This is a genomic window from Burkholderia arboris, from assembly GCF_902499125.1.
GTDB lineage: Bacteria > Pseudomonadota > Gammaproteobacteria > Burkholderiales > Burkholderiaceae > Burkholderia > Burkholderia arboris.
Window position 1 is genome coordinate 131,899 of the sequence record NZ_CABVPX010000012.1, and the last position, 24,781, is coordinate 156,679.

Annotated in this window: 26 protein-coding genes, 1 other RNA gene and 1 riboswitch; of the genes, 11 read left to right on the top strand and 16 right to left on the bottom strand. The window is 67.3% G+C overall.

The features are described 5' to 3' along the window. Positions 1-106 precede the first annotated feature (106 nt). The 5 genes from cobC to BLA15945_RS16750 form a co-directional block, all read right to left on the bottom strand. Positions 107-691: an alpha-ribazole phosphatase gene (gene cobC / locus BLA15945_RS16730; RefSeq protein ID WP_174992956.1), complete on the bottom strand. Its 585-nt coding sequence runs from the start codon at positions 689-691 to the stop codon at positions 107-109. Continuing rightward, positions 676-1,452, bottom strand: coding sequence for an adenosylcobinamide-GDP ribazoletransferase (locus BLA15945_RS16735; RefSeq protein ID WP_174992957.1), 777 nt, complete (start codon positions 1,450-1,452; stop codon positions 676-678). Before BLA15945_RS16735 ends, cobC begins: the two co-directional genes overlap by 16 nt. Next, positions 1,442-2,497 carry a nicotinate-nucleotide--dimethylbenzimidazole phosphoribosyltransferase gene (gene cobT, locus BLA15945_RS16740; protein WP_174992958.1) on the bottom strand — a complete coding sequence of 352 codons (1,056 nt, stop codon included), beginning with the start codon at positions 2,495-2,497 and terminating at the stop codon, positions 1,442-1,444. The genes BLA15945_RS16735 and cobT overlap by 11 nt, the downstream gene beginning before the upstream one ends. 61 nt (positions 2,498-2,558) lie before the next feature. Then, the gene (locus tag BLA15945_RS16745) at positions 2,559-3,374 is read right to left on the bottom strand and encodes an ABC transporter ATP-binding protein (protein WP_174992959.1); all 816 of its coding nucleotides are present in this window, start codon (positions 3,372-3,374) and stop codon (positions 2,559-2,561) included. Continuing rightward, on the bottom strand, positions 3,371-4,486 hold the full coding sequence (locus tag BLA15945_RS16750; RefSeq protein WP_174992960.1) for a FecCD family ABC transporter permease: 1,116 nt from the start codon (positions 4,484-4,486) through the stop codon (positions 3,371-3,373). Before BLA15945_RS16750 ends, BLA15945_RS16745 begins: the two co-directional genes overlap by 4 nt. A 42-nt stretch (positions 4,487-4,528) precedes the next feature. Next, positions 4,529-4,780, bottom strand: a riboswitch (cobalamin riboswitch). 154 nt (positions 4,781-4,934) lie between these two features. On the opposite strand from BLA15945_RS16750, the gene BLA15945_RS16755 reads away from it, so the two are divergent. From BLA15945_RS16755 to BLA15945_RS16775, 5 genes are all read left to right on the top strand, one after another. Beyond that, on the top strand, positions 4,935-5,285 hold the full coding sequence (locus BLA15945_RS16755) for a hypothetical protein (protein WP_059233447.1): 351 nt from the start codon (positions 4,935-4,937) through the stop codon (positions 5,283-5,285). Next, on the top strand, positions 5,282-5,596 hold the full coding sequence (locus BLA15945_RS16760) for a cell division protein ZapA (protein ID WP_011352906.1): 315 nt from the start codon (positions 5,282-5,284) through the stop codon (positions 5,594-5,596). Before BLA15945_RS16755 ends, BLA15945_RS16760 begins: the two co-directional genes overlap by 4 nt. Positions 5,597-5,677: 81 nt before the next feature. Further along, positions 5,678-5,859, top strand: a non-coding RNA gene (gene ssrS / locus BLA15945_RS16765) — 6S RNA. A 71-nt stretch (positions 5,860-5,930) separates the two neighbouring features. Further along, on the top strand, positions 5,931-6,392 hold the full coding sequence (locus BLA15945_RS16770) for an EVE domain-containing protein (protein ID WP_059233446.1): 462 nt from the start codon (positions 5,931-5,933) through the stop codon (positions 6,390-6,392). Positions 6,393-6,573: 181 nt separating this feature from the next. Beyond that, on the top strand, positions 6,574-7,314 hold the full coding sequence (locus BLA15945_RS16775) for an SIMPL domain-containing protein (protein ID WP_059233445.1): 741 nt from the start codon (positions 6,574-6,576) through the stop codon (positions 7,312-7,314). Positions 7,315-7,427: 113 nt separating this feature from the next. Here the strand turns inward: BLA15945_RS16775 and lgt are convergent, their stop codons facing one another. Together lgt and BLA15945_RS16785 are read right to left on the bottom strand one after the other, a co-directional pair. After that, positions 7,428-8,318 (bottom strand): prolipoprotein diacylglyceryl transferase, encoded by an 891-nt coding sequence (gene lgt / locus BLA15945_RS16780; protein WP_059233444.1) that lies wholly within the window; start codon positions 8,316-8,318, stop codon positions 7,428-7,430. Positions 8,319-8,407: 89 nt separating this feature from the next. Then, a complete protein-coding gene (locus BLA15945_RS16785; RefSeq protein ID WP_174992961.1) occupies positions 8,408-9,367 on the bottom strand; it encodes a LysR family transcriptional regulator in 960 nt (319 codons plus the stop codon). Positions 9,368-9,501: 134 nt separating this feature from the next. On the opposite strand from BLA15945_RS16785, the gene ilvD reads away from it, so the two are divergent. Continuing rightward, the gene (ilvD, locus tag BLA15945_RS16790) at positions 9,502-11,175 is read left to right on the top strand and encodes a dihydroxy-acid dehydratase (protein ID WP_059233442.1); all 1,674 of its coding nucleotides are present in this window, start codon (positions 9,502-9,504) and stop codon (positions 11,173-11,175) included. A gap of 128 nt (positions 11,176-11,303) precedes the next feature. After that, positions 11,304-11,630 carry a c-type cytochrome gene (locus BLA15945_RS16795; RefSeq protein ID WP_059233441.1) on the top strand — a complete coding sequence of 109 codons (327 nt, stop codon included), beginning with the start codon at positions 11,304-11,306 and terminating at the stop codon, positions 11,628-11,630. Between the two features lie 144 nt (positions 11,631-11,774). Here the strand turns inward: BLA15945_RS16795 and BLA15945_RS16800 are convergent, their stop codons facing one another. The 3 genes from BLA15945_RS16800 to BLA15945_RS16810 are packed head-to-tail and all read right to left on the bottom strand — an operon-like array spanning position 11,775 to position 14,527. Next, the gene (locus BLA15945_RS16800) at positions 11,775-12,539 is read right to left on the bottom strand and encodes a DUF2486 family protein (protein WP_174992962.1); all 765 of its coding nucleotides are present in this window, start codon (positions 12,537-12,539) and stop codon (positions 11,775-11,777) included. Between the two features lie 25 nt (positions 12,540-12,564). Further along, on the bottom strand, positions 12,565-12,981 hold the full coding sequence (locus tag BLA15945_RS16805) for a DNA polymerase III subunit chi (protein ID WP_021160787.1): 417 nt from the start codon (positions 12,979-12,981) through the stop codon (positions 12,565-12,567). A gap of 34 nt (positions 12,982-13,015) precedes the next feature. Continuing rightward, positions 13,016-14,527, bottom strand: coding sequence for a leucyl aminopeptidase (locus BLA15945_RS16810; RefSeq protein WP_059233439.1), 1,512 nt, complete (start codon positions 14,525-14,527; stop codon positions 13,016-13,018). A gap of 122 nt (positions 14,528-14,649) precedes the next feature. Here BLA15945_RS16810 and lptF point away from each other — a divergent pair, with 122 nt between their 5' ends. The 3 genes from lptF to BLA15945_RS16825 are packed head-to-tail and all read left to right on the top strand — an operon-like array spanning position 14,650 to position 17,304. Continuing rightward, the gene (gene lptF, locus BLA15945_RS16815) at positions 14,650-15,741 is read left to right on the top strand and encodes an LPS export ABC transporter permease LptF (RefSeq protein WP_059233438.1); all 1,092 of its coding nucleotides are present in this window, start codon (positions 14,650-14,652) and stop codon (positions 15,739-15,741) included. Between the two features lie 3 nt (positions 15,742-15,744). Continuing rightward, positions 15,745-16,893, top strand: a complete 1,149-nt coding sequence (gene lptG / locus BLA15945_RS16820; RefSeq protein ID WP_059233437.1) for an LPS export ABC transporter permease LptG — start codon at positions 15,745-15,747, stop codon at positions 16,891-16,893. A 27-nt stretch (positions 16,894-16,920) separates the two neighbouring features. Continuing rightward, positions 16,921-17,304: a sirohydrochlorin chelatase gene (locus tag BLA15945_RS16825; protein WP_059233436.1), complete on the top strand. Its 384-nt coding sequence runs from the start codon at positions 16,921-16,923 to the stop codon at positions 17,302-17,304. Between the two features lie 81 nt (positions 17,305-17,385). Here BLA15945_RS16825 and cobA read toward each other — a convergent pair whose 3' ends face one another. The 6 genes from cobA to BLA15945_RS16855 form a co-directional block, all read right to left on the bottom strand. Continuing rightward, entirely contained in the window at positions 17,386-18,135 is a 750-nt protein-coding gene (gene cobA / locus BLA15945_RS16830; protein WP_059233435.1) for a uroporphyrinogen-III C-methyltransferase, read from the bottom strand. 86 nt (positions 18,136-18,221) lie between these two features. After that, positions 18,222-19,538: a sulfate adenylyltransferase subunit 1 gene (locus BLA15945_RS16835; RefSeq protein WP_059233434.1), complete on the bottom strand. Its 1,317-nt coding sequence runs from the start codon at positions 19,536-19,538 to the stop codon at positions 18,222-18,224. 22 nt (positions 19,539-19,560) lie between these two features. Continuing rightward, positions 19,561-20,523 (bottom strand): sulfate adenylyltransferase subunit CysD, encoded by a 963-nt coding sequence (gene cysD, locus BLA15945_RS16840; RefSeq protein WP_059233433.1) that lies wholly within the window; start codon positions 20,521-20,523, stop codon positions 19,561-19,563. A gap of 76 nt (positions 20,524-20,599) precedes the next feature. Beyond that, positions 20,600-21,343, bottom strand: a complete 744-nt coding sequence (locus BLA15945_RS16845; protein ID WP_059233432.1) for a phosphoadenylyl-sulfate reductase — start codon at positions 21,341-21,343, stop codon at positions 20,600-20,602. After that, positions 21,340-21,891, bottom strand: coding sequence for a DUF934 domain-containing protein (locus BLA15945_RS16850; protein ID WP_059233431.1), 552 nt, complete (start codon positions 21,889-21,891; stop codon positions 21,340-21,342). The genes BLA15945_RS16845 and BLA15945_RS16850 overlap by 4 nt, the downstream gene beginning before the upstream one ends. Positions 21,892-21,916: 25 nt before the next feature. After that, the gene (locus BLA15945_RS16855) at positions 21,917-23,596 is read right to left on the bottom strand and encodes a nitrite/sulfite reductase (RefSeq protein ID WP_174992963.1); all 1,680 of its coding nucleotides are present in this window, start codon (positions 23,594-23,596) and stop codon (positions 21,917-21,919) included. Positions 23,597-23,810: 214 nt separating this feature from the next. On the opposite strand from BLA15945_RS16855, the gene BLA15945_RS16860 reads away from it, so the two are divergent. Further along, a complete protein-coding gene (locus tag BLA15945_RS16860; RefSeq protein WP_014896306.1) occupies positions 23,811-24,752 on the top strand; it encodes a CysB family HTH-type transcriptional regulator in 942 nt (313 codons plus the stop codon). Positions 24,753-24,781 lie beyond the last annotated feature (29 nt).

The window sequence follows — 24,781 nt, forward strand, 5'->3', positions numbered from 1 at the left end:
GGTCAACGCGCACCGGCGAACGGTGCGACCAATGCGACCGATGCGACCGATGCCCGAGACGTTGTTGACCGCACGCCGTGCCGCTTGCATGCAGGCGGCCGCGCGCCTATTCGTCCCAGCGGACGACTTCCCACGTTCGCGCGGCGGCATCCGCGCGCAGCCAGACGACACCGCCCGTCGGCACCGGCCGCGACAACAGCGTATCGAGCGGGACACGCAAAACGTGCGACGCGAACGCACGGATCACGCCCGCATGCGTGATGACCCACTGCGGCCCGTCGAACGTCGTCATCGCATCGGCCTGCCGTGCAATCCGCGCGGCGAATCGCGCGACGCTTTCGCCGCCGTGCGCGCAGGCATGCATCAGATCGGCCGCCCACGCGTCGAGTGCCGCGCGGTCGATATCGTCCCAGCGCTGCATTTCCCACGTGCCGAAATCCATCTCCTGCCAGCCGGCATCGCGCCGCAGCGGTACGTCGAATGCCCGCGCCAGCCGTTCGGCAACCGACGCGCAGCGCATCAGCGGGCTCGTCCACATCCGGTCGGGCAGCGGCGCGCCAAGATCCGCCAGATGCGCGCGTACGGCCTGCGCGCCGGCGTCGGCCGGCGCGGCGAGCGGCACGTCGCTGCGTCCGTAGCAGATGCCCGGCTCGACGCCGACGGCCGGGTGGCGGATCAGGACGATGTCCATCCGAGCACCACGAGATAGATCGCCAGCTCGCACAGTTGCTGCGCGAAGCCGAGACAGTCGCCCGTATAACCGCCGATCCGCTTCACGAAATAGCGGGCCGCCCACGCGCGCACGAGCACGAGCGCCACGCACGCCGCAACGCCCATGCGCCAGTCCGGCCAGAACAGCCAGGGCAATCCGAAGATCGCAGCAACGCAGGCCGCTCGCGCGCCCATCCGTTGCGCGACCGGTTTCGCCTTGCCCTCGGGCCGCACGTAGTCGAGCGTCATCAGCAGGCTCACGGCCGCCGCGCGGCTCGCCGCATGCGCGGCGATCATCGTCCATGCGGCGCGCAGCGGCAGCATCGACGCGAGCGCTTGCCATTTCAGCCCGAGCGAGATCACGAGCGCGACCGCGCCGAACGTGCCGATCCGCGAATCGTGCATGATGCGCAGCACGTCGTCGCGCGTATAGCCTCCGCCGAACGCATCGCAGCTGTCGGCCAGGCCGTCTTCGTGGAAGGCGCCGGTCGCGAGCAGCGTCGCGGCCATCGACAGCCCGACCGCGATCGACGCCGGCAGCGCGCGCAGCGCGACCAGATAGACCAGCGCGCCCCACGCGCCGACGCATGCGCCGACGAGCGGGAAATAGCGTGCGGCCTGGTCGAGATCGCCGGCCGCGTAGCCGATCGAACGCGGCACGGGCACGCGCGTGAAATAACCGAGCGCGACGAAGAAGTAGCGCAGTTCGGCCCGCACGCCGCGCGCGCGATCAGGCGTCACGATTGTCGACACCCGCGGATTCGAAACTCGCCATCTCGCTGAGGAACGCGGCCGCCGCGCGCACGAGCGGCAGCGCGAGCGCGGCGCCCGTGCCTTCGCCGAGCCGCAGGTCGAGCGCGAGCAGCGGCTTCGCGCCGAAATGCTCGAGCATGCGCCGGTGTCCGGCCTCGTGCGACGTATGCGAGAACACGCAGTAGTCGCGCACGCCGGGGGCGATGCGCTCGGCGACGAGCAGCGCGGCCGTCGCGATGAAACCATCGACGAGGATCGTCATCCGCTCGCTCGCGGCCGCGAGGTACGCGCCCGTCATCATCGCGATCTCGAAGCCGCCGAACGTCGCAAGCACGTCGAGCGGCGCGACCGCGTGCGAATGCTTGACGAGCGCGCGGCCGAGCACCGCGCGCTTGTGCGCGAGGCCCTGGTCGTCGAGGCCCGTGCCGCGCCCGACGCATGCGTCGATCGGCACGTCGAGCAGACGGCTCATCAGGCACGCGGCCGACGACGTGTTCGCGATCCCCATCTCGCCGAAACCGATCACGTTCGTGCCGAGCGATGCGTGCAGGCGCACGCGTGCCGCGCCGGCGGCCAGCGCCGTCATCGCCTCGTCGCGCGTCATCGCCGGCTCCGCCGCGAAGTTACGCGTGCCGCGCGCGACCGGCAGCGACACCAGCCGGTCCGACAGCGGCAGCGGTGACGCGACGCCCGCATCGACGATCTCGAGCGTGCTCTGCGCGACGCCCGAGAACGCGTTGATCGCGGCGCCGCCGGCCAGGAAATTCGCGACCATCTGCGCAGTCACCGCCTGCGGATAGGGACTGACGCCCTCGGCCGCGATCCCGTGGTCGCCCGCGAACACGATCGTCACCGGACGCTGCACGACCGGCCGCTCGGTGCGCTGGATCAGGCCGATCTGCAGCGCGACCGCCTCGAGCTGGCCGAGGCTGCCGGGCGGCTTGGTCTTGTGGTCGATCACATGCTGCAGGCGCTTGCGCAGTGTGTCGTCGAGGGGCGCGATCGCGGGCGGGAAGTGGGTCGGAGTCGTCATCGAGGAGCCGTGTCGTGCGCGCGGCATGCGCCGCGCATCGAAAGAATCGGAAAGGGAAAGCTCATTGTCGCGCAGGCCACGCCGGCAGCAGCGCATCGCGACCATTCTCGCGGATCAGCACGAGCGGATAGCCGAACGCGTCGCTCGCGCGCGCGGGCGTCAGCACGTCGTGCACGGGGCCGGCCCACGCGCGGCCGCGGCCGTCGAGCAGCAAGGCATGCGTCGCGAAACGCCGTGCGAGATTCAGGTCGTGACACGAGAACAGCACCGTGCGCGGGCCCGCTTCGAGCCATGCGGTCAGCGCGGTCAGGCAGTCGATCTGGTGATGCAGGTCGAGATGCGCGAGCGGCTCGTCGAGCAGCATCAGCGGCGCATCCTGGCACAGCGTCGCGGCCAGCGCGACCCGCTGCCGCTCGCCGCCCGACAGCGACAGGACGTCGCGCGACGCGAGCGCGGTCAGGTCGAACGTCGCGAGCGCATCGCGCGCGGCCGTTCGGTCGCCGTCGCGCTCCCAGCCCCAGCCACCGAGATACGGAAAGCGGTTGAGCAGCACCGTGTCGAACACGGTCGCGCTGAACGCGTCGTGCAATTGCTGCGGCATCAGCGCGCGGCGTTGCGCAAGTTGTTCGGGGCGCCACGCGGCAAGCGGCCGGCCGTCGATCTCGACGTGTCCGCCGGCCGGCGGCTGCAGCCCCGCGAGCGTCGCGAGCAGCGTCGTCTTGCCTGCGCCGTTCGGCCCCGCGACACACCAGATCTCGCCTGGGCGGAACGCCTGCGTGAAGCGGTCGAGCAGCGTGCGCGCGCCGGCCGTCAGCGTCAGGTCGACGGCCGCGCAGGTCATGTCGCCGCCATCGGCGTGTCGTGCAGCATCCGTCATCGCATCGGTCTCCTCAGCAACATCCACAGGAACACCGGTACGCCGATCAACGCGGTCATCACGCCGACCGGCAACTGCGCGGGCGCGATCGCGGTGCGCGCGAGCAGGTCGGCCGCCATCACGCCGCCGCCGCCCGCGAGCATCGCGGCCGGCAGCAGCATTCGCTGGTCGTTGCCGAACGCGAGCCGCAGCGCATGCGGCACGACGAGTCCGACGAAGCCGATCGTGCCGGCCGTCGTCACCGCGGCCGCGGCGGCCAGCGACGCGACGAGATAGATCCGCACGCGCAGGCGCGCGACGGGCACGCCGAGCGCCTGCGCAGTCGCGTCGCCGCGCAGCAGCACGTTCAGTTGCGGCGCGGCCGGCAGCGCGACGCAGGCGGCCAGCAGCAGCGCACTCCATGCGAACCACGGCGCCGTCACGCCGTTGAGGTCGCCCGTGAGCCAGAAGATGATGCCGCGCAGCCGCGCATCGGGCGCGAGCGACAGCAACAGCGTGACGAGCGCACCCCACCCTGCCGCGATCACGACACCGGTGAGCAGCAAGCGCGGCGACGCGTCGCGCGAATCGCCGCGCCACAGCTCGCGGCGCGCGAGGCCGAGCACGAGCGCGACCGAGACGAGCGAGCCGGCAAATGCGGACGCGTCGACGAGCCACCACGCGCCGCCCGCGATCATCGCGACGAGCGCGAAGCCGGCCGCGCCGCCGGACACGCCGAGCACGTAGGGTTCCGCGAGCGGGTTGCGCAGCAGCACCTGCAGCAGTGCGCCGGCGAGCGCGAGCAGCGCGCCGCACGCGAAGCCGGCGAGTGCGCGCGGCAGGCGCAGCGTGCGGACGATATCGGCGAACAGCGCATCGCCGCCATGCGGCACGAGCGACGCGAGTGCCTGCCACGGCGACATCGGCACGCTGCCGATCGACAGCGACGCGACGAACAGCAGCGCGACCACGGCGGCCAGCGCGGCCCAGATCGCGGCGGCGCGCGCGGCGCTCATGCCGTGCACGGCCGCGCGCATGACGCGCGGCGCATCCGATTGAGGGTGCCGGCCGGACGTGACAGGGACGCCGCGCGGACGATTGGGGTCAGCATCGAAGAACATTCCGTGAAGCATTGCGCGCCCCGCCTCCCCGCAGGCCACGCGTCACGAAGCCCATGCAGGCTTCCCGTCTCGGCCGGTATCCGGGCTGGCGGCGGTCCGGCTCGCCTTCCCGCGCGTTTCACGCGCAGTGGCCCGCGCCCGCGTGCGACATCTGCACGCAAAACGCGCCCGAGCCGGCCTGCGTCAAGGGACGCGGCCGCTTACCGTTGCGGGGGCAGCGCAGGCTGGTGTGCTCCCGGAGCGCACGCCCTGCTTCCCGTTTAACCGCGCGTGCCACGCGCGAGCACCGAGGCGGCGCCAGTTTAGGAGCGGGTAACGCGAGCGTCAAGGAAGCGTCCGGACACGTACGGGAAGCACCGATTCACGGCAAGAAGCAGGGGTGTTACGACTGGAAACGTTACAGATGTCGGATTGCACGGTATTCCGCGCTAAAATGCTGGGTCTTTAGAGGACGCAGCAAATGCTCAACGAACTCGAAACCTTATCTCAAAATATTGGCCGTCTGATTTCGCTGAACAAGCGCTATCACGCGGAACGGCTCGCGCTCGAGGAGCAGGTCGCGCAATTGCGCGCGGAAGCGGACACGGTCCGCGCGGAACTCGCGGAACTGCGCGATGAACGCAATGCGCTCGCGGCCGAGCGTGACACGCTGTCGGCAAAGATCGACGACGCCCAGGTGAAACTGAACGCGATTCTCGAAAAGCTGCCGCGCTCGAAAAGCGCGGAGCAAGCCGACAACCAGCTCGACCTGCTGGATGCGCAGGCGCGTCCGGATGGCGATGACGCGGCCAGCCACGGAGAACATGCATGAGCACCAAGCAGATCGAAGTCTCGATTCTCGGTCAGGCCTATCGGCTCGCCTGTTCGGCCGAGACCGAAGCGGCGCTGCTCGAGGCCGTCGCGCGGGTCGACGCCGAAATGTCGAAAATCCGCTCGAACAGCTCGGTACGCGGCACCGATCGCATTGCGGTGATGGCGGCGCTGTCGCTCGCATCGGAATTGCTGCGGCTGCAAACGAGCGTGCGGCACGGTGAAGCATTTCCGGCGGAGGAAATCCGTCGTACAATGCACCAGATGAACGAACAGCTCGGCGCGGTGCTCGCACAGCACGAGACGCAGTAACGTTTTAATCGATGCGTCGATTCCCCTTGATCTCTGCGATCAACGGTGGTCAAATTGGCGCATCGAATCACAGTTCAGTCAGCTTCCCTGCCTGGTTCGCCAAGGTCATATATTCCTTGAACCAATGCCATGTGCACGGTTGCGGAAATTTGTAGCACGGGCGCGCGCGTCACTCTGTCTGATGTACCCGAAGTGCTGCTAACTGCGACCAATTCTGAACCCCAGGTTCAGGATGCCGGCCTAGCGGCCAAGGCGGGGGCCTATCCAACGGCATCGGGCACGTCCCGGTGCCGTTTTCTTTTGTAGCAGCCTCTTTCTGCGTCGATCACGATCCATGCAATACTGGCTGATGAAGTCCGAACCGGACGAAGCAAGCATCGACGATCTCGCCAACGCCCCGCAGCGCTCGCTGCCGTGGACCGGCGTGCGCAACTATCAGGCGCGCAATTTCATGCGCGACACGATGAAGATCGGCGACGGCGTGCTGTTCTATCACTCGAGCTGCCCCGAGCCGGGCATCGCGGGCCTCGCCGAAGTGTCGTCGACGCCCTACCCCGATCCCACCCAGTTCGATCCGAACAGCCCCTATTACGACCCGAAATCGACGCAGGAAACGCCGCGCTGGCTGCTCGTCGACGTGCGCTACGTGAACAAGTCGCCGCTCGTGCCGCTCGCCGCCCTGCGCGAACACGACGAGCTCGCCGACATGCGCGTGCTCGCACGCGGCAACCGGCTGTCGATCACACCCGTCACGCGCGCCGAATGGCGGTTCATCACCGAAAAGCTGATGAAGTAAGCGCGCGCCAAAGGTCAAATCTGGTCAGCACGTGCCGCCGTCACGGAACTCGCGGCACTTTCGCGCAGCCTAAGCAACCGCTGCCGGTCGATCGGGCCGGCTGTCGTTTTTTTCGTCGCGCGGTACGCCCGCGTCGCGCACGCGCAATCCGCGTGCGCGCCCTCGCACAAGGAGTCCAACAATGACCAAGAAATCCGCACTCGCGCTGTCGCTCGCCCTCGCCGCTGCCGTTCCCGTCGCGCTGACGCTCGCGTCGCCCGCCGCGCACGCGCAGACCGCAAACCCGCATTTCCCCGAGCCGGCGGGTGTGCTGTCGCTGTCATCGCAGGCCAGCGCCGACGTGCCGCAGGACATCATCCACATCACGCTGTTCTACGAGCAGCAGGCCAAGGATCCGGGCAGCCTCACGGCGCAGTTGAACCAGCGCGCCGACGCGGCGCTGTCGCAGGCGAAGGGCGTATCGGGCGTCACCGCGCACACCGGAGCGTTCTCCGTGTATCCGAGCACCGATCGCGACGGCAAGATTTCCGCGTGGCGCGGCCGCACCGAGGTTGCACTCGAATCGCGCGATTTCGCGGCGGCGTCGAAGCTGGCGGGCCAGTTGTCGAACCTGATGCAGGTCGCAAACGTCGAGTTCTCGCTGTCGCCCGAAGCACAGCGCACGGCCGAGCAGAAGCTCACGACCGAAGCGATCAAGTCGTTCCGCGCACGCGCGGACGAAGCCGCGAAGGCATTCGGCTACAGCAGCTACACGATCCGCGACGTGAATGTCGGCAGCGGCCGCAACGTGCAGCCGTACACGCGCATGATGGCGATGGCCGCGGCACCGATGGACAGCGCGAAGATGAGCGCACCGATCGCGGTCGAAGGCGGCAAGGCCACCGTGTCGGTCACCGTCAACGGCTCCGTGCAGATGAAGTAACGCGCATCGCGCAGCTGCCGAAAACGAAAAACGCCGGCCCGAGGGCCGGCGTTTTTTTTGTTTGCCTTCACGTTGTCGAAGCACGCGTCGATTGCGCGCGCATCGATTTCACATCACGCAGCAGCGTTTGCCGCGCGGCGGCGATACGCCCAGATCATCAACGCGATGCCCGCGAGGATCATCGGCAGCGACAGCCACTGCCCCATCGACAGGCCGAGCGCCAGCAGGCCGAGGAAATCGTCAGGCTCGCGTGCGAACTCGACCGTGAAGCGTGCGAGGCCATAGCCGATCAGGAACAGCGCGGACACGGCGCCCATCGGCCGCGACTTGCGCGAGAAGAAGAACAGCGCGAAGAACAGTGCAACACCTTCGAGCGCGATTTCATAGAGCTGCGAAGGATGGCGCGGCAGCATCTGGTATTGCATGAACACATCGGCGAGATGCCACTTCTCGACGAGCGCCGGATGCTTCGGCAGCCAGGCCGCATCGTCGCGCATCGCGCCCGGGAACAGCATCGCCCACGGCGCCGTCGGATCGGTCACGCGGCCCCACAGTTCGCCGTTGATGAAGTTGCCGAGCCGCCCGGCCGCGAGCCCCGTCGGCACCATCGGCGCGACGAAATCGGTCACCTGCAGCCAGTGCCGCTTGCGCTGCCACGCGAACAGCACCATCGCGAGCGTCACGCCGAGGAAGCCGCCGTGAAACGACATGCCGCCTTCCCACACCTTGAACACGTCGAGCGGATGCGAGAGGTAGAAATCGGCCTTGTAGAACAGCACATAGCCGAGCCGGCCGCCGAGCACGGTGCCGAGCACGCCGTAGAACATCATGTCGTCGATGTCCTTCGCGGTCCAGCCCTGCGCCGCGACATGCGGCAGTTTCAGGCGGATCCGGCCGACGACGATCGCCGCGATGAAGCCGACGAGATACATGAGGCCGTACCAGCGCACGGCCAGCGGCCCGAGATGGATCGCAACGGGGTCGAAATTCGGGTGAATGATCATGGGTTAGCGAAGAAGTTTTCGAATACGGTACGGCCATGGCATGTGTGCAGCGCCGCGCGTTGGACGGCACCCGCGCGCCATCGTTCACGTCACGCGGCAAGACCCTGCGCGCGCACGACGTCGATGAAGCCGGCGAGCACGGGGCTCACGTCGCCGGTGCGCCACACCAAACCCGTCTCGACGACCGGCGCGTGGCCGGCAAGCGGCCGGTAGACCACGCCGGTGCGCCGCAGGTTACGCAGCGATTGCGGCACCAGTGCGACGCCCATGCCGGCCGACACGAGGCTGACGATCGTCTGCATCTGGATCGCCTCCTGGCCGATGCGCGGGGTTTCCCCCGCCGCGCCGTAGCAGCCCGTAATGATGTCATAAAAGCCGGGCGCCAAACGACGTGGAAAGATCACGAGCGGCAACGCGGCCACTTCGGCGAGATGCACGGGCGCGTCTTCGGGCGCGTCGGACGCTGCGGCCGGCGATCCGGCGGCCGGCGACCCGGCGGCCGGCGACCCGGCGGCCGGCATCGCGACGACCAGCGGCTCACGCATGACGGGCAGGTACGACAACCCGGCCGCATGGCGCGGCGGCACGGGCGGAATGACGAGCCCCGCGTCGATGCGCCCGGCGACGAGTTCGTCGATCTGCACATCGCTCGTCGCCTCGGCAAGCTGCAGGCGCACCTGCGGATAGCGCGCGCCGAACGCACGCAGCAACGATGGCAGCAGCCCGTAATCGGCGGTCGACACGAATGCGAGCGACAGCGAACCGGCCTCGCCGCGCGCGAGCCGTCGCGCCAGCGGCGGCAGCGCATCGGCCGACGCCAGCAGACGGCGCACGTCGGGCAACAGCGCCGCGCCGACCGCCGTCAGCGCCACCGAGCGCTTGGTGCGCACGAACAGCGCGACGCCGAGCGCGTCCTCGAGCGCCCGGATCGCCTGCGACAGCGGCGGCTGCGTCATCGACAGGCGTTCGGCCGCGCGGCCGAAATGACGCTCTTCGGCGACGGTCGCGAAATAGCGCCACTGGCGCAGGTCGGGTGTCGGATCGGCCATGCTCGACTCATTCATGTGACGACTTAATAAGCGACAAATAATATATTGGACATCCCAATCCGGAAACTCCATTCTTGATTGATCCGAACCGGCGCGCCCGCGCGAGCGACGCCCACACAACGATGGAGCCCCCCATGTCGTACAACCGTCGCTCGAAGCACATCACGCAAGGCGTGGCCCGCTCGCCGAACCGCTCGATGTATTACGCACTCGGCTACCAGAAGGACGATTTCGACAAGCCGATGGTCGGCATCGCCAACGGTCATTCGACGATCACGCCGTGCAATTCCGGCCTGCAGCGCCTGTCGGACGCGGCCGTCGACGCCGTGAAGGCCGCCGGCGCGAACCCGCAGATCTTCGGCACGCCGACGATTTCGGACGGCATGTCGATGGGCACCGAAGGCATGAAGTACTCGCTGGTGTCGCGCGAGGTGATCGCCGACTGCATCGAGACCTGCGTGCAGGGCCAGTGGATGGACGGCGTGGTGGTGGTCGGCGGCTGCGACAAGAACATGCCGGGCGGCATGATCGCGCTGGCGCGCCTGAACGTGCCGGGCATCTACGTGTACGGCGGCACGATCCGCCCCGGCCACTGGAAAGGGAAGGACCTGACGATCGTATCGTCGTTCGAGGCCGTCGGCGAATTCACCGCAGGCCGGATGTCGCAGGAGGATTTCGAAGGCGTCGAGCAGAACGCGTGTCCGACGTCGGGCTCGTGCGGCGGCATGTACACCGCAAACACGATGAGTTCGTCGTTCGAGGCGCTCGGGATGTCATTGCTGTATTCGTCGACGATGGCGAACCCCGACGACGAAAAAGTCGATTCGGCCGCCGAATCGGCACGCGTGCTCGTCGAGGCCGTGAAGCGCGACCTGAAGCCGCGCGACATCATCACGAAGGAAGCGATCGAGAACGCGGTGTCGGTGATCATGGCCACGGGCGGCTCGACCAACGCGGTGCTGCACTATCTCGCGATCGCGCACGCGGCCGAGGTCGACTGGACGATCGACGACTTCGAGCGCATCCGCAAGCGTGTGCCCGTGATCTGCGACCTGAAGCCGTCCGGGAAGTATGTCGCGACCGACCTGCACCGGGCCGGCGGGATTCCGCAGGTGCTGAAGATCCTGCTCGATGCGGGGCTGCTGCACGGCGACTGCATGACCATCACCGGCCGCACGATCGCCGACGAACTGAAGGACGTGCCGAGCGTGCCGCGCGCCGACCAGGACGTGATCTACCCGGTCGACCGCGCGCTGTACAAGGAAGGCCACCTGGCGATCCTGAAGGGCAATCTCGCGGAAGACGGTGCGGTCGCGAAGATCACCGGCCTGAAAAATCCGGTGATTACGGGCCCGGCCCGCGTGTTCGACGACGAGCAGAGCGCGATGGATGCCATCCTCGGCGACCGGATCCGCGCGGGCGACATCCTCGTGCTGCGCTATCTCGGCCCGCAGGGCGGCCCCGGCATGCCGGAAATGCTCGCACCGACTTCCGCGATCATCGGCAAGGGGCTCGGCGAATCGGTGGGCTTCATCACGGACGGCCGCTTCTCGGGCGGCACCTGGGGCATGGTCGTCGGTCACGTCGCGCCCGAGGCGTTCGTCGGCGGCACGATCGCACTCGTGCAGGAAGGCGACTCGATCACGATCGACGCGCACCGGTTACTGCTGCAGCTGAATGTCGACGATGCGGAACTCGCGCGCCGCCGGGCCGCTTGGCAACAGCCGGCGCCGCGCTACACGCGCGGCGTGCTCGCGAAATTCGCGGCGCTCGCGCGGCCGGCGAACAAGGGGGCCGTCACGGGTTGACGCGGGCGCGTCACGACATGCAGCCCCAATCAACATGGCTGCCGGGGGGAACGCGCAAAACGCGCTTCCCCTTTGCTTTTATAATGCGCGGACCATGAAGCCGGCCGTCCCCGCCGGCGGAGAACCGCATGAAACAGACGATATTGCGTGCCCTGCTCGCCACGCTGCTGATCGGCAGCGCAGCGGCGGCACGCGCCGATCAGGCCGACGGGCTCGCGCTTGCACAGCGCAAGAACTGCATGGCCTGCCACGCGATCGGCAAGCCGCTGATGGGTCCGTCGTTCCACGACATCGCCGGCAAGTACGCGGCGCGCGGCGACGCCGTTGACTACCTTGCCCAGTCGATCGTGAAAGGCAGCGTCGGCGTATGGGGCAGCGTGCCGATGCCCGCCAATACGCAACTGACGAACACCGAAGCCCGCACGCTCGCCCAATGGGTGCTGTCGGTACGCTGAACCGGATATCCCGGACGAGGATCACCGTCGAGCCGGGCGCCGCCGGCAGGCACGCCTGCACCGGCTGACCGGCACCTCAACGGCAGCTTCCCCGGCATTTACCGGACCGCACCCTCTTTTCCGTCACAGCAAACGATCGCGCGTTCAGCCGGAACGACCGGCGCGCCGGCGTGCAATCTCTTCGTCGACCGCGTCGCGCACCCAATCCATGACCTCGGTTTCCAGCGCGAGCGCGACTTCGCGCGTGACCTGACCGACCAGCCAGGCCGAATGCTCGTGCAGCGCATCGCGACAGCGTGATTCGATGGCGTCACGCCCGGCACCGGTCAGATAGTTCGTCAGGCGATGGCGAAGACGCTCGGCGATGTGCTGCGCATCTTCCGGCGTCAGCCCGGCAGCCGCCTGCGCATCCGGCTGCGGCGCAGCACCTGGCAGGACCGCCTCCGGCGTCGCCGTGTCGGGCGCCTGCCCGGCCGCTTCGCGTGCCATCGCGGCGAACGCGGGCTGCGGCACGTCGTCATTGACCAGCGACGTCGGCAGCGGCGCCGTCATCGCCGCCGCATCTTCGGCAACCACGTGATCCGCGGCGCCGGGTTCGGCCGGCGCATCGGTCTCGCCCGCGGCGGCGGCAGCGACCGTCGCCACGTCGCCCGGCAGTTCGACGGCCGGCACGTGCAGCGTCGGCACGGGTTCGATGACGACAGATTCGGGGTCAGCTTCTGTTTTGGTGGAACCGGCCTGCGCCGCGCCAGCGGCACCCGGCGCGACCACGTCGGTCAGCACCGGAATCGCCGCGCTGTCGTGCGGCAGCGGTGCGGTGGTGGACGCAGGCGAGCGCGCCGGCACCGGCTTGCCCGGCACCAGCACGTCGGTCAGCGTCGGGATCGAGGATGAATCGGCTTCTGTCACGGCAACACTCCGTCGACGGTTGCGGCTAGCTGCCTTGCTTGTAGTTGTTCAGTGCGTATCCGCGGTCGCGGTAGAACCGGTAGCGGTCGCGGCCCGCGGCCAGCTCGTCCGGCGCGTTGCCGACCACTTCGAGCAGGCGCTCGAAGCGGGCGAACTGCGCGGGCACGGCTGCGCCGAGGTTCAGCAGCACGTGATGATGCGGCGCGCGGTCGAGATCGGCGGCCAGCACGATGGGCGTGCCGGCTGCGTGCTCGCTGTCGACGCCGCAATGCGGGATGAAATCGAGCGGCGAGAACGTCCAGAGCCGCTCGTCGAGCGCGCGCAGGCGCGCGGGCTCGGCGAGCACGACCACCGGCTGCCCGGCCTGGTAGGCCTTGCGCAGCAGCCGGCACGCGTACGCGAGCGAATCGCCGACGTTCGAGTGGAAATCGATCCGCGTCATTGCCCGCGTACCCGCATCGTCGTCAGCACCGCCATCACTGGCCGGCGCGGTCGATCAGGAACTGCGCGAGCAGCGGCACCGGACGGCCCGTCGCGCCCTTCGCGGCACCGCCCTTCCACGCGGTGCCCGCGATGTCGAGGTGGGCCCACGGATAGCTCTCGGTGAAGCGCGACAGGAAGCACGCTGCCGTGACGGCGCCGGCCGGGCGTCCGCCGATGTTCGCGAGATCCGCGAAGTTCGACTTCAGCTGGTCCTGGTACTCGTCGTCGAGCGGCATGCGCCACGCCGGGTCGTTCGCCTCGCGCGACGCGTCGAGCAGTTCGCCCGCGAGCGCGTCGTTGGTCGAGAACAGGCCGCTGTTGTGGCCGCCCAGCGCGATCACGCACGCGCCCGTCAGCGTCGCGACGTCGATCACCGCAGCCGGCTTGAAGCGCTCGGCATACGTGAGTGCGTCGCACAGGATCAGGCGGCCTTCGGCGTCGGTGTTCAGCACCTCGATCGTCAGACCCTTCATGCTGGTGACGATGTCGCCCGGCTTCGTCGCGTTGCCGCCCGGCATGTTCTCGCAGGTCGGCACGATCGCGACGACGTTGATCTTCAGGCCCATCTCGGCAACCGCGCGCATCGTGCCGAGCACGGAACCCGCGCCGCACATGTCGTACTTCATCTCGTCCATGCCCTCGCCCGGCTTCAGCGAGATGCCGCCCGTATCGAACGTGATGCCCTTGCCGACCAGCACGACCGGCGCAGCCTTCGCGGCAGCACCCTGGTAGTGCAGCACGATGAATTGCGGCGGCTCGACCGACGCACGTGCGACCGACAGGAACGAGCCCATCTTCAGCGCCTGGATCTGCTTGAGCCCGAGCACTTCGGCCTTCAGGCCCCAATCCTTCGCGATCTTCTTCGCGGTGTTGCCGAGGTAGGTCGGCGTGCAGACGTTGCCGGGCAGGTTGCCGAGGTCGCGGGTCAGATCCATCCCGTTCGCGAGCGCGACGGCCTGCTTGACCGCGACCTTCGCGGCCTTTTCGTCCGCCGGGTCGACGCTGAACACGACGCGCTTGAGCGTGTGCGACGCCGGTTCCGGCTTGCTCTTCATCTGCGTGAAGCGGTACGTCTCGTTGCGCAGCGCAAGAATCGCCGCACGCACGCCCCAGTCGGAGCTGCGCTCGTCGACCGGCAGCTGCGCGAGCGAGAACGTGACCTGGACGACCTTGGTCGCCAGCAGCGCGCGCCAGGCGGCCGTCACGGCATCGTTATAGGCTTTCTGATTGAAAGCATCCTGCTTGCCGAGGCCGACGAGCAGCACGCGCGACGCGCCGATGCCCGATACTTCGTGCAGGAACAGCGTCTTGCCGCGCTTGCCGTCCATGTCGCCGGCCTTCACCACGCGCGAAATCAGCCCCTTGGTGGCCGTGTCGATGTCGAGCGCCGCGCCCGACAGGGTCTGCGCCTCGAAGATGCCGAGCACGATGCAGTCGGACTTCCCGGTCAGGAACCCCTTGGCCTCGCCTTTGCTCCAATCACAGCCTTTTATGCTAAAGTCCATCGCGCTTGTCCTCGGATAAAATCTGGGCTAAGGATGAAAGCCGCAATTATCCGCTATTTTTCCCGTGGCGGCGCGAGCGCTCCACCACGCGTGCGCAGCCTCCCGCCCTCTTCTCATCAAGAATGATCTTCGAACGCTCCCTCCAGCGCGAGCTTGCGTATACGGCTGGCGCCGTGTTCATGGTGCTGCTCACGATCATGCTCACGACGATGATGATCCGCATCGTCGGCTATGCCGCGTCCGGTGAAATCGATCCGCGGGACGTGCTCGTGCTGATCGGCCTGACCGTCATCGGCTACCTCGCCGTGATGCTGGTCGTCACGCTGTTCGTGTCGATCCTGTTCGTGCTGACCCGGTGGTACCGGGACTCCGAAATGGTGGTGTGGCTTGCGTCGGGTGTGAGCCTCACGCGCCTCATCAAGCCGATCGGCGTGTTCGCCACGCCGATCGTCCTGCTGATCGCCTTCTTCGCGTTCGTCGGCTGGCCGTGGTCGAACCAGCAGAGCAAGATGATCCGCGCGCGCTTCCAGCAGCGCGACGAAATCTCGCTGCTCGCGCCGGGCCAGTTCCGCGAATCGGCCGCGAACCACCGCGTGTTCTTCATCGAGAAGATGTCGCCGGACCAGAGCAAGGTGCAGAACGTATTCGTCACGTCGACCGAGAACGGCAAGGTCAACGTCGTCGTGTCGCAGACGGGGCACACCGAGACGCTGGACGGCAACCGTTTCGTCGTCCTGGAAGACGGCCGCCGCTACGACGGCACGCCCGGCCAGCCGAACTTCAAGATCATGGAGTTCGAGCGCTACGGCGTGAAGATCACGAGCACCCCGGTCGTCAACGTGCCGACCACCAACAGCACGCCGACGCTCGACCTGCTGCGCAACCCGACGCGCGACAACCTCGCGGAATTCGCATGGCGCGCGGGGCTGCCGCTGATCGCGCTCAACCTGATGGTGCTCGGCATCCCGCTCGCGTATCAGAACCCGCGCCGCAGCCGCACGATCAACCTCGTGATGGCCGTGCTGATCTACCTCACGTACTCGAACCTGCTGAACGTCGTACAGGCGCAGATCGAGCAGGGCAAGATGTCGTTCGGCGTCGGCCTCGTCGGCCTGCATGCGCTCGTCGCGGTGATCGTCGCGTTCATTTTCTGGTTGCGCGTGCGCAATCGTCCGCTGTTTACACGCGCGCTGTTCGGCCGCTCGGGAGCATGATCGATGCGGCTCTATGAAAAATACTTCGCGCGACAGATCTACGTCACGTTCGTCTTCATCCTGTTCGCGTTCTCGGGCCTGTTCTTCTTCTTCGACCTGATCAGCGAACTGAATTCGGTCGGGCACGGCAACTACAAGTTCGGCTACGCGGTACTGCGCGTCGCGCTTCAAACGCCGTCGCGCTTCTACGAAATCATCCCGGTCGCCGCGCTGATCAGCGCGATCTACGTGTTCGCGCAGATGGCCGCGAACTCGGAATTCACGATCTTCCGCGTGTCGGGCCTCGCGACCAACCAGGCGCTGCGCTCGCTGCTGAAGATCGGCGTGCCGCTCGTGATCATCACCTACCTGATCGGCGAATTCGTCGGCCCGTACGCCGACCAGCTGTCCGAGCGCGTGCGGCTGCAGGCGCTCGGCGCGTCGGTGTCGTCGAACTTCCAGTCGGGCGTGTGGGTGAAGGACACGCTCGCAGCCCGCGAAAACGGCGAGCAGGTCACGCGCTTCGTCAACGTCGGCAGCCTGTCGCCCGACTCGACGATCAGCAACGTGCGCATCTACGAATTCGACTCGAAGTTCCAGCTGCAGAACGTGCGGATCGCGCAGACGGGTAGCTACGAGCCGCCCGGCCACTGGCTGCTGAAGGGCGTCACCGAAACGGAGCTCACGCCGATCAAGCCGATCAGCGGGCAGCCGGCCGACGCGCTGAACCCGGTGTACCGGTCGCAGCAGGTGTCGCTGCCCGAATACCGGCTGCGCTCCGACCTGACCCCGCAGATCCTGTCGGTGCTGCTGGTGTCGCCGGAACGCATGTCGATCTTCAACCTGTTCCGCTACATCCAGCACTTGCGCGAGAATCAGCAGGACACGCAGCGCTACGACATCGCGCTGTGGCGCAAGCTGCTGTATCCGTTCGCCGTGTTCGTGATGCTCGTGCTGTCGCTGCCGTTCGCGTACCTGCACACGCGTGCGGGCGTGGTCGGCGTGAAGGTGTTCGGCGGCATCATGCTCGGCATGAGCTTCCAGCTGCTCAACACGCTGTTCTCGCACATCGGCACGCTGAACACGTGGCCCGCGCCGCTGACGGCCGCAACGCCGGGCCTGATCTATCTCGCGCTCGGCCTGTTCGCGCTCAAGTGGGTCGACCGGCACTGAGTGCCGCGTGACGACGGAGGCTTCGACATGAGTTCGCATGGCATCGTCCTGTTCGGCCACGGCGCCCGCGATCCGCGCTGGGCCGAGCCGTTCGAGCGGCTCGCCGCGCGGCTGCGCAGCGCCGGCTCCCCTGCCCCGCAGGTGTCGCTCGCCTTCCTCGAACTGATGACGCCGTCGCTCGGTGAGGCTGTGGCCACGCAAGTCACGGCCGGCTGCACGCGCATCACCGTCGTACCGGTGTTCTTCGGGCAGGGTGGTCATGTCCGTCGCGACCTGCCGCAGCTCGTCGATGCGTGCCGCGCCGCACATCCGGGCGTCGAGATCCGTTGCGCGACAGCCGTCGGCGAAGACGATGGCGTGCTCGACGCGATCGCGCGCTATTGCGTCGACCAGATCGGCGGCAACGCGTAGGCCGCGCATTCGCCGGACACAAAGAAAAAGCGCTGGCATCTGCCAGCGCTTTTTTCGTTTCGGACTGCCGTCGAGCCGCGCTCAGGCGGCATTGCGCAACGGATCGCCCGCGCTCGCCTGCCGGGTGCGCTCGGCGAATGCATCGCCGATCATCAGCAGGCTCGGTTCCGCGGGATCGAGCCATGCCTGTGCGTCGCCCGCCGCCATCTGCGCGAGCGTCAGCGTCAGCGAGCGCTCGCGCGCGGTGCTGCATGCCTCGACGATCGCCACGGGCGTCGCCGGCGCGCGGCCGGCGTCGATCAGTTCCTGCGCGATGCCGGGGGCGCTGTCGCGGCCCATGTAGTAGACGATCGAATCGGCGCGCGCGGCCTCGCGGATCTCGTCACTGCCCGGCGCCCGGCTGTGCGTTGCGAACGCGACGCTGCGCGACACACCGCGCAACGTCAGCGAGCGCTTCAGCGTCGCCGCGCCGGCCAGTGCCGCGGTGATGCCCGGCACGACCTCGTAGTCGATGCCGGCCGCCTCGAGCGCGCGCATTTCCTCTTCCGCGCGACCGAACAGCATCGGATCGCCGCCCTTCAGCCGCACGACGCACGCGTGCTCGCGCGCCGCATCGACGATCTGCTTGTTGATGAAATGCTGCGCGGTCGAGCGCTGCCCGCAACGCTTGCCGACCGCGATCCGGCGCGCGTTCGGCGCATAGTCGAGCATCGCCGGCTCGACGAGCGCGTCGTGCAGCACGACGTCCGCCTGCGCGAGCAGGCGCGCGCCGCGCACCGTGATGAGGTCGGCCGCGCCCGGCCCTGCTCCGATCAGATACACCTTGCCCATGTTGGTCGCTTCGCTTCGTCCCTGCGGACGTTGGCGTACGGCCCGCGCCGCCGTGTGGCGGCGCGGTTCGCCGCGCAGATTGACGATTACGCCGAGAACGCGCGGATCATGCCCGCGGCGACCGTGTGATGCGTCGCCTCGTCGATCAGCACGAACGCGCCCGTACCCGGATGCGCATCGTACGTGTCGCAGACGATCGGCTTCTGCAGCGTCAGCGCGACGCGGCCGATGTCGTTCATCTTCAGTTCCTGACGGTCGGTGGCGTGCGACAGCGTATGCACGTCGAGCACCTGCTTGACCGCGCCGACCTTCGCGAACACCGTGCTCGTGGTCTGCTTCAGCAGGTACTTGCGCTGCGGCGACAACGGCGTTTCGTCGAACCAGCACAGGTCGGCCTCGAGCTTCTTGGCCGGCTCGACGGGCTCGGCGGTCGTGACGAACATGTCGCCGCGCGACACGTCGACATCCTCCTCGAGACGGATCGTGACCGTCTGGCCCGCGAACGCGTGCGCGACGGAAGCCGTGCCGCCCGGCACCGGCGAGACGATCTCGGCGATCGTCGCGGTGCGGTTCGACGGCAGTACGACGATCTCGTCGCCGACCTTCACTTCGCCCGACTCGATCCGGCCCATGTAGCCGCGGAAATCGTCGGCCGAGCTGCCGTCCTGGCGCGCAACCCACTGCACCGGGAAGCGCAGCGCGTCATGCGCCTGCGTCTCCACCGGCAGCGACTCGAGCACGTCGAGGAGCGGTTCGCCCGCATACCACGGCATGCGCTCGCTCGCGCCGACGATGTTGTCGCCCTTCAGCGCCGACACCGGCACGAAGCCCACGTCGGTCAGGCCGAGCTGCTTCGCGAGCGTGACGTAGGCGTCGCGGATCTCGTTGAAGCGCGCCTCGCTGTAGTCGACGAGGTCCATCTTGTTGATCGCGACGATCACGTGCTGCAGCCCGAGCAGCTTGACGATCGCGCTGTGGCGCTTGGTCTGCGGCAGCAACTGCACGACGCCGTTTTCCACCGTGATGCGCGTCGCGTCGATCAGGATGATCGCTGCGTGCGCGGTCGACGCGCCCGTCACCATGTTGCGCGTGTACTGCTCGTGGCCCGGCGTGTCGGCGATGATGAACTTGCGCTTCGCGGTCGCGAAGTAACGGTACGCGACGTCGATCGTGATGCCCTGCTCGCGCTCGGCCTCGAGGCCGTCGGTCAGCAGCGCGAGATCGAGCTCGTCGCCGACCGTGCGCTTGTTCTTCGCACGCGACAGCGCGGACAGCTGGTCGGACAGCACGGCCTTGCTGTCGTACAGCAGGCGGCCGATCAGCGTGCTCTTGCCGTCGTCGACGCTGCCCGCGGTGATGAAGCGCAGCACGCCGAGGTCTTCGGTGTTCTCGATGATGCTCATGATGTGAATGTCCTCGTGTGCTTCAGAAATAACCTTGCTTCTTGCGCTGTTCCATCGCGGCTTCGGACGCCTGGTCGTCCATCCGGGTCGCGCCGCGTTCGGTGATCTCGGTCACCGCCGTCTCGGCGATGATCTTCTCGACGTCGTCCGCATCGCTCTCGACCGGGCACGTGCAGCTGATGTCGCCGACCGTGCGGAAGCGCACTTGCGCAAGCTCGCTCGACTCGCCGTCACGCATCGGCGTGAGCGGCGTGACGGGCACGAGCAGCCCGTTGCGGCGCACGATCTCGCGCTGGTGCGCGTAGTAGATCGACGGCAGTTCGAGGTTCTCGCGCGCGATGTACTGCCACACGTCGAGTTCGGTCCAGTTCGAGATCGGGAACACGCGCAGGTGCTCGCCCTTGTGCAGGCGGGCGTTGTACAGGCTCCACAGTTCCGGGCGCTGCGCCTTCGGATCCCACTGGCCGAACTCGTCGCGGAACGAGAAGATGCGCTCCTTCGCACGCGCCTTTTCCTCGTCGCGGCGCGCGCCGCCGATCAGTGCCGTGTAGCCGTGCGCCTCGATCGTCTCGAGCAGCGTGACGGCCTGCGCGGCGTTGCGCGAATCGGTTTCGCGGCGCAGCACGACCGTGCCGCGCTTGATCGAATCCTCGACGTGACCGACGATCAGCTCGGCGCCCAGTTCCTGCGCGCGGCGGTCGCGGAAGTCGATCACTTCCTCGTAGTTGTGGCCCGTGTCGATGTGCACGAGCGGGAACGGCAGCGTCGTCTTGCGGTTCGCGCCGAGGCCGAATGCTTTCAGTGCCAGATGCAGCACGACGACCGAATCCTTACCGCCCGAGAACAGCAGCGCCGGCTTGCTGCACTCGGCAACCAGCTCGCGCAGGATGTGGATCGACTCGGCTTCGAGCCAGTCGAGGTGGCCCATGCGGCTGTCCGCGCCGGTGGCCGGGGCAAAGGCGGATTGCTCGAGCGTCGTGCTCATGATTTCAGTCCTTCTCTTCTGGGTTCGTGCCGCCCGCTGTCGCTGGCGGCGCAATATTCAGTTTCTTGTCAGGCTTTCAGTGCGCGGCGCCAGCTTCGGCGGCCGCAGGAACCGGCGTAATCGTGATGTGCAGGCCGCATTCCTTCGTATCGCGCGACTCCCACCACCAGCGGCCCGCGCGGCTGTCCTCGCCGGGACGGATCGCACGCGTACACGGCTCGCAGCCGATGCTCGGATAGCCGCGCGCATGCAGCGGGTTGACCGGCACCTCAAACGCGTCAAGGTACGCCCACACGTCGCTTTCCGTCCAGTCAGCGAGCGGGTTGTACTTCGCGATCCCGCGCGCTTCGTCCTGTTCTTCCTCGTGCAGCTCCGCGCGCGTGACCGACTGCTCGCGGCGCTGGCCGGTGACCCACGCGCCGACGTCGGACAGTGCGCGGTTCAGCGGCTCGACCTTGCGGATGTGGCAGCACGACTTGCGCAGCTCGACGCTCTCGTAGAACGCGTTCAGGCCGTGTTCGGCGACATACTGGTCGACCGCGTCCTGCTGCGGGTGGAACTGCTCGATCTCGTAGCCGTAGCGCTCGCGCACGCGGTCGATCATGCCGAGCGTTTCCGCATGCAGGCGGCCCGTGTTCAGCGAGAAAATGCCGATCGACACGCCCTTCGACAGGATCGCGTGCGTGAGCAGCATGTCTTCCGCCGCGAGGCTGCTCGCGAACTTCACTTTTTCGTGACGGGCACCGATCTGCGCGAGCAGCGCGTCGAGGCGCTCGACCTTCGCGGCGAGTACCGGCGTCAGCGCGGTGGCGGCACTCATGCGCTCACCTTCGCATCGGGCGTCGCTGCGTCGGCCGCGCGGCGGCGGAACAGCGGCGCCGGCTCGTCGAACGCGCCCTGGTAACGCTGCGTGAATTCCGTGAACGCGTTCAGTGCGTCGTGGATGTCCTTGTCGGCGCGCACCGCGAATGCGTCGAAGCCGCAACGCGACATGTACAGCAGCTGGTCGCGCAGCACGTCGCCGATCGAACGCAGTTCGCCGGTCCAGCCGTGGCGCTCGCGCAGCAGGCGCGCGATGCTGTAGCCACGGCCGTCCGCGAAGCGCGGGAAATCGACGGCGATCAGCGAAATCGCGCCGAAATCGGCCACGAGATCGGCCGGTTCGCTGTCCGACGCGAGCCACACGCCGAGCTCGTCCTTCGTCTTCGCGGCGACGAGCGCCGCGCGCTCGGCCTGCCACAACGCGAACGGCACCAGCACCTTGCCGGCCGGCAACGCGTCGACCGCGGGCAGCGCACCGTCTTCCGCCGCGCGCACGACCTGCCATGCGTCGTCGATCACTGCGCGGTTCTTGATAATCGAAGCCATCTGCAAATTCCTTGTACCCGGTTGGTTACGCGTTCACTGCCTGGCGCGCCGCATACACGCGCTCCTTGAACGGCGCGATGCCGATGCGGTCGTACGTGTCGACGAAGCGCTCACCGTCGATGCGCGCATCGACGAACGTGTCGATCAGCTTCGCGATCACGTCCGGCACTTCTTCCGCCGAGAACGACGGCCCGATCACGCGGCCGAGGCGCGCGCCGTTCTGGCCCGTGCCCTGCTCGCCGCCGAGCGACACCTGGTACCACTCGGCGCCGTCCTTGTCGACACCGAGGATGCCGATGTTGCCGACGTGGTGGTGACCGCACGAGTTCATGCAACCGGAAATGTTCAGCGACAGGTCGCCGAGGTCGTACACATAGTCCAGATCGTCGAAACGCTGCTGGATCGCCAGCGCGATCGGGATCGACTTCGCGTTCGCGAGCGAGCAGAAGTCGCCGCCCGGGCACGCGATGATGTCGGTCAGCAGGCCGATGTTCGGCGTCGCGAAACCGGCCGCCTTCGCCTTTTCCCACACCGCGAACAGGTCGCGCTTCTTCACGTTCGCGAGAATCAGGTTCTGCTCGTGCGACACGCGCAGCTCGCCGAGCGAGTACGCGTCGGCCCAGTCGGCCACCAGGTCCATCTGCGCGTCGGTCGCGTCACCCGGCGCCACGCGATGATCCTTCAGCGACAGCGTGACGGCCGCGTAGCCCGGCACCTTGTGCGGTGCGACGTTACGCTCGACCCAGCGCGCGAACGCCTTGTTCTCGAGCAGGTGCTGTTCGAACGACGCGTCGGTATCGGCCAGCTTCTCGTAGACGGGCGGCGCGAAGTACTGCGACACGCGGTCGAGCTCGGCCTGCGTGAGCGTCGACGGGCCGTCCTTCAGGTGCTGCCACTCTTCCTCGACCTGTTGCGCGAACTTCGCCGGCGACAGCGCCTTCACGAGGATCTTGATCCGCGCCTTGTACAGGTTGTCGCGGCGGCCGTAGCGGTTGTACACGCGCAGCACGGCTTCGCAGTACGTGATCAGGTGCTGCCACGGCAGGTCTTCCTTGATCACCGCGCCGACGATCGGCGTCCGGCCGAGGCCGCCGCCCGCGAGGATGCTCGCGACCACTTCGCCTTGCGCGTTCTTCTTCAGGTACACGCCGAGATCGTGGATCTGCACGGCCGCGCGGTCGTCCTTCGAGCCCGACACCGCGATCTTGAACTTGCGCGGCAGCCACGCGAATTCGGGATGGAACGTCGACCACTGACGCAGGATCTCGGCCCACGGGCGCGGATCGATCTCTTCGTCCTGCGCGACGCCGGCGAACTGGTCGGCCGTGATGTTGCGGATGCAGTTGCCCGACGTCTGGATCGCGTGCATCTGCACCGACGCGAGCTTCGCGAGGATCTCGGGCGTGTCTTCCAGCTCGACCCAGTTGAACTGGATGTTCGAGCGGGTCGAGAAGTGACCGTAGCCGCGATCGTGTTCGCGGGCGATGCGCGCCAGCATCCGGAGCTGGTCGCTGCGCAGGTTGCCGTACGGAATCGCGATGCGGTGCATGTACGCGTGGCGCTGCATGTACAGGCCGTTCTGCAGGCGCAGCGGTCGGAATTCGTCTTCGCTCAACTCGCCCGACAGCCGGCGGCGCACCTGATCGCGGTACTGCGCGACACGCTCGTCGACGATCGTCTGGTCGTATTGGTCGTACTGATACATTCGGGGACCCCAGGGTTTTCGTGGTGACCGCGCGACGTCCTAGCCACGTCGCGCCCGAATCTCCGTTCCGCCGTCACCGCCCCCATCCGCTGCCGGGTGGATTGCTAATGACGAAAACAGATATCCATATTTGAAAAACTCCGGTGAATCGTAATAAACTCGCCTTATATTTCAAACGACTAAAAAATTCTGTTGATATGCGGAAGGGTTATAAATGAACCTGCACCAATTTCGCTTCGTGCGCGAGGCCGTCCGGCAGAATTTCAACCTCACCGAGGCCGCGAAGGCGCTCTACACGTCGCAACCGGGGGTTTCGAAGGCGATCATCGAGCTCGAGGACGAGCTGGGCGTGGAGATCTTCACGCGGCACGGCAAGCGCGTGCGCTCGCTCACCGAGCCGGGCAGGATCATCCTCGCGTCGGTCGAGCGGATCCTGCAGGAGGTTGAAAGCCTTAAAAGGGTCGGGAAAGATTATGCGGCGCAGGACCAGGGGAACCTGACCATCGCCGCGACCCATACACAGGCCCGCTACTCGCTGCCGGCCGCGATCGCCGAATTCAAGAAGCGCTTTCCGAAGGTGCACCTGTCGATCCTGCAAGGTAGCCCGACGCAGGTGGCCGAGATGGTGATCCACGACCAGGCCGATCTCGCGATCGCGACCGAGGCGATCTCCGACTACAAGGAGCTCGTGTCGCTGCCCTGCTTCCAGTGGCACCACGCAGCCGTCGTGCCGGCCGACCATCCGCTGCTCGAACGCAAGCCGGTCACGCTCGACGATCTCGCGCAGTACCCGCTGATCACCTACGACGACGCGTTCGCGGGCCGCAAGAAGATCAACCACGCGTTCGCGCTGCGCGGGCTGTCGCCGGACATCGTGCTGGAAGCGATCGACGCCGACGTGATCAAGACCTACGTCGAACTCGGTCTTGGCGTCGGCATCATGGCCGACATCGCGTTCAACCCGGAGCGCGACCGCAACCTGCGGCTGATCCCGGTCGGCCACCTGTTCGGCAGCAACGTGACGCGCGTCGCGCTCAAGCAGGGCGCCTACCTGCGCAGCTATGTGTATACGCTCGTCGAACTGCTGTCGCCAACGCTGAACCGCAAGCTGATCGAACAGGCGCTCAAGGGCGAATCCGAATCGTACGAGCTTTGACCGGCGTGTATAAACACAGGGGCGCATAT